Raw genomic sequence first — 2,847 nt, 5'->3', positions numbered from 1 at the left:
CCGGCGCGGGGACGACGGGAGGTGCCGCGGGCAGCGGCGGCGCCGGGCGGGCGGGGGGAACCGGGGGCATGGGGGGCACGGGCGGTACGGGGGGCACGGGCGGCAGGACGGACATGGGCGGCTCCCGTTGCGGTGGGCGTACGGCAATCCACCGCAAAGCATTACGTACCGGACGGCTCCAGGGGGTGCAACGGCGCCGGGGTGGCGTGGTGGCTGCGGGACCCGGCCGAGGGGCGGGCCGGGGCCGGGTCCTGTTCGAGCCGGGCCGGTACTGTTCGGCGAATGAGCTCGCTTAATCTCGACGACTTCACCGATCTGATCGAGCGCCCGGACGGCGGAGTGCGCCGTGACGCGGAGGCGCGCCGGGAACGCCTGGCGGTGCCGCCCGGTTCGCTGGGCCGGCTCGACGACCTGGGCGAGTGGCTGGCGGCCGCGCAGTCCGCGGTGCCGGTGCGGCCGGTCGAGCGGCCGCGGGTGGTGCTCTTCGCCGGGGACCACGGCATCGCCGAGCTGGGGGTGTCGGCCCGTCCGGCGGGCAGCGCCGTGGAGCTGGTGCGGGACGTGCTGGAGGGCGGCCGTCCGGTGGCCGTGCTGGCCCGGCGGCTCGGCGTGCCGGTGCGGGTGGTCGACATGGCCCTGGACTGCGACCCCGCGTCGCTGCCGGCCGACGTCGTGCGGCACCGGGTGCGGCGGGCCAGTGGTCGCGTCGACCGCGAGGACGCCCTGACCCTCGCGGAGGCCGAGGCGGCGTTCCGGGCCGGGGTCGCGGTGGCCGACGAGGAGGCCGACTCCGGTACGGACCTGGTGGTGCTGGGCGATGTGAGCGTGGGCGGGACCACCGTGGCGGGAGTGCTGGTCGCGGCCCTGTGCGGGACGGACGCCTCGGTGGTGACCGGACGCGGCGGCCTGGCCATCGACGATCTGGCCTGGATGCGCAAGTGCGCGGCGATCCGGGACGCGCTGCGGCGGGCCCGGCCGGTGCTCGGTGACCAGCTGCGGCTGCTGGCGACGGTCGGCGGGGCGGACTTCGCCGCGATGACGGGCTTCCTGCTGCAGGCCGCGGTGCGGCGCCTGCCGGTCGTGCTGGACGGCGTGGTGACGGCGGCGTGCGCGCTGGTGGGCCAGCGGGTGGCGTTCCGTGCGCCGGACTGGTGGCTGGCCGCCCACGACAGCGGCGAGCCCGGGCAGGCCAAGGCGCTGGACCGGATGGCGCTGGAGCCGTTGCTGACCCAGGGCGTCACGGTCGGCGAGGGCACGGGCGGCCTGCTGGCCCTCCCCCTGGTGCAGGCGGCGTCCGCGCTGGCCGCGGAGCTGCCGGAGCGGGAGGAACCGCGGCCCGGGAAGGCGGACCCGGCCGGGGAGGCGCAAGCGACGGAGCCGGAAGCGGCACCGGCCGAGGCGTCCGAGGCACCGGACCTCCGGTCCTGACCGGAGGCGGCAGCCGGGAGCCCGCCCGAACGGTCCGCCCCGCGCGGCCAGCGGGCTCACCGGTGTTCGAGGGAGCGTGGCGGGTCCGGATCGGGCTTGCCGCCGATCCAGTCCTGCACGGCCCGCCGGGGGCCGGACCACCGCAGGTCGTGGTGATAGGCCCGCAGCACCGACTTGGCGCGGGCCCGGTGGCGGCGCCGGTAGAACCGCTTGGCCCACGGGGAGCCGGGGCGGGCCAGCCGGATCGCGCCGATCAGGGCGATGACGGGGACGACCACGCCGAAGACGGCGATGCGCGCCTTTCCCTTGCTCAGGGCGATGAGGGCGAAGAGGAAGTTCGCCGTCACGGTGGAGATGACGTTCGCGCGGTTCTGCTGTTCGTCCGCGGTGAGGTCGTCGACGCCGAACGGGGAGAAGCCGCCCAGCAGCAGGCCGACCAGGGCGGCGGTCAGGACGACCATCTCGACGCTCTGCCGGCCCTCCTCGCTCCAGTAGACGTCGTCGAGGTGGAGGATCAGCGCGAACTCGTCGAGGACCAGGCCCGCGCCGATGCCGAAGACCACGGCGGCGACGGCCAAGCCGAAGCCGTGCCGTCCGCCCGCGACCGCGGCGAAGCCGCCGATGACGGTGAGGATGACGCCGGGCACGACGTGGTGGATGTGCAGGTCGCCGGCCTTCACGTTGCCGAAGGGGCCCTTGCCCGCGCGGATCAGGCGGGTGATGACCCGGGTGATGACGAAGGTGAGGACGAAGGCGGCGAGCGCGAGGAGCAGCGGCAGCTTGCCCGGCTCGATGATGTTCCGCTCCAACCAATGTCCCATATGCGCACTTTATCCATGCCCGCCGGGGCTGCCCTGCTGACCACCGGGTAATCTGCGCCGGTGCCCGCGCCCCTCTCCGCTTCCCCGGCCGACGGCCTCCGGTTCGCCTTCGGCACCCTCACCGTGCTCCCCGTCCGGGTCACCCGCTGGGACCGCCCGGCGGCCCGCGCCGGGATGCTCTGTGCCCCGCTGGCCGGGCTGGTGGTCGGCGCGGTGGCCGCCGCCGCCGGACTGCTGCTGTTGTTCCTCGGTTCGGGGGCCGCGCTGGCCGCCGTCGCCTCCGTCGCCGTGCCGGCCGCGCTGACCCGGGGGCTGCACCTGGACGGGCTCGCCGACACCGCGGACGGGCTCGGCAGCAGGAAGCCGGCCGAGGACGCGCTGCGGATCATGAAGCAGTCGGACATCGGTCCGTTCGGGGTGATCACCCTGGTCCTGGTGCTGGCGGCCCAGACGGCCGCGCTGGCCCGGGCCTACGACGACTCCTGGACGCGGGGCGCGCTCGCGGCGGTCGTCGCGGGGGTCGTGGCCCGGCTGGTGATGACCCTGGCCGCCTGCCCGGCCGTGCCGTCCGCCCGCCCGGAGGGGCTGGGCGCGGCGG

General features: G+C 76.1%; 3 protein-coding genes. 2 read left to right on the top strand and 1 reads right to left on the bottom strand.

Annotation, left to right across the window (positions count from 1 at the left end; translation table 11 throughout):
* The first annotated feature begins 282 nt into the window (after nt 1-282).
* Nucleotides 283-1,428 (top strand): nicotinate-nucleotide--dimethylbenzimidazole phosphoribosyltransferase, encoded by a 1,146-nt coding sequence (gene cobT / locus G3I53_RS19885; protein ID WP_164438606.1) that lies wholly within the window; start codon nt 283-285, stop codon nt 1,426-1,428.
* 56 nt (nt 1,429-1,484) lie between these two features.
* Here cobT and G3I53_RS19880 read toward each other — a convergent pair whose 3' ends face one another.
* Nucleotides 1,485-2,249 carry a hypothetical protein gene (locus G3I53_RS19880; RefSeq protein WP_164339070.1) on the bottom strand — a complete coding sequence of 255 codons (765 nt, stop codon included), beginning with the start codon at nt 2,247-2,249 and terminating at the stop codon, nt 1,485-1,487.
* A 60-nt stretch (nt 2,250-2,309) separates the two neighbouring features.
* Between G3I53_RS19880 and G3I53_RS19875 the strand changes: the two genes are divergently transcribed.
* On the top strand, nt 2,310-2,847 hold a 538-nt coding region (locus G3I53_RS19875; RefSeq protein ID WP_164438605.1), incomplete at its 3' end, for an adenosylcobinamide-GDP ribazoletransferase.

The organism is Streptomyces sp. SID14436 (genome assembly GCF_010548465.1).
GTDB lineage: Bacteria > Actinomycetota > Actinomycetes > Streptomycetales > Streptomycetaceae > Streptomyces.
Note: the sequence above shows the minus strand (reverse complement) of the source record. Positions and strands in the feature narration are given on the sequence as shown.

Excerpts from the sequence above, each read along its gene's own strand:
- cobT (WP_164438606.1), top strand. The coding sequence starts at position 283 with ATGAGCTCGCTTAATCTCGACGACTTCACCGATCTGATCGAGCGCCCG.
- G3I53_RS19880 (WP_164339070.1), bottom strand. The coding sequence starts at position 2,249 with ATGGGACATTGGTTGGAGCGGAACATCATCGAGCCGGGCAAGCTGCCG.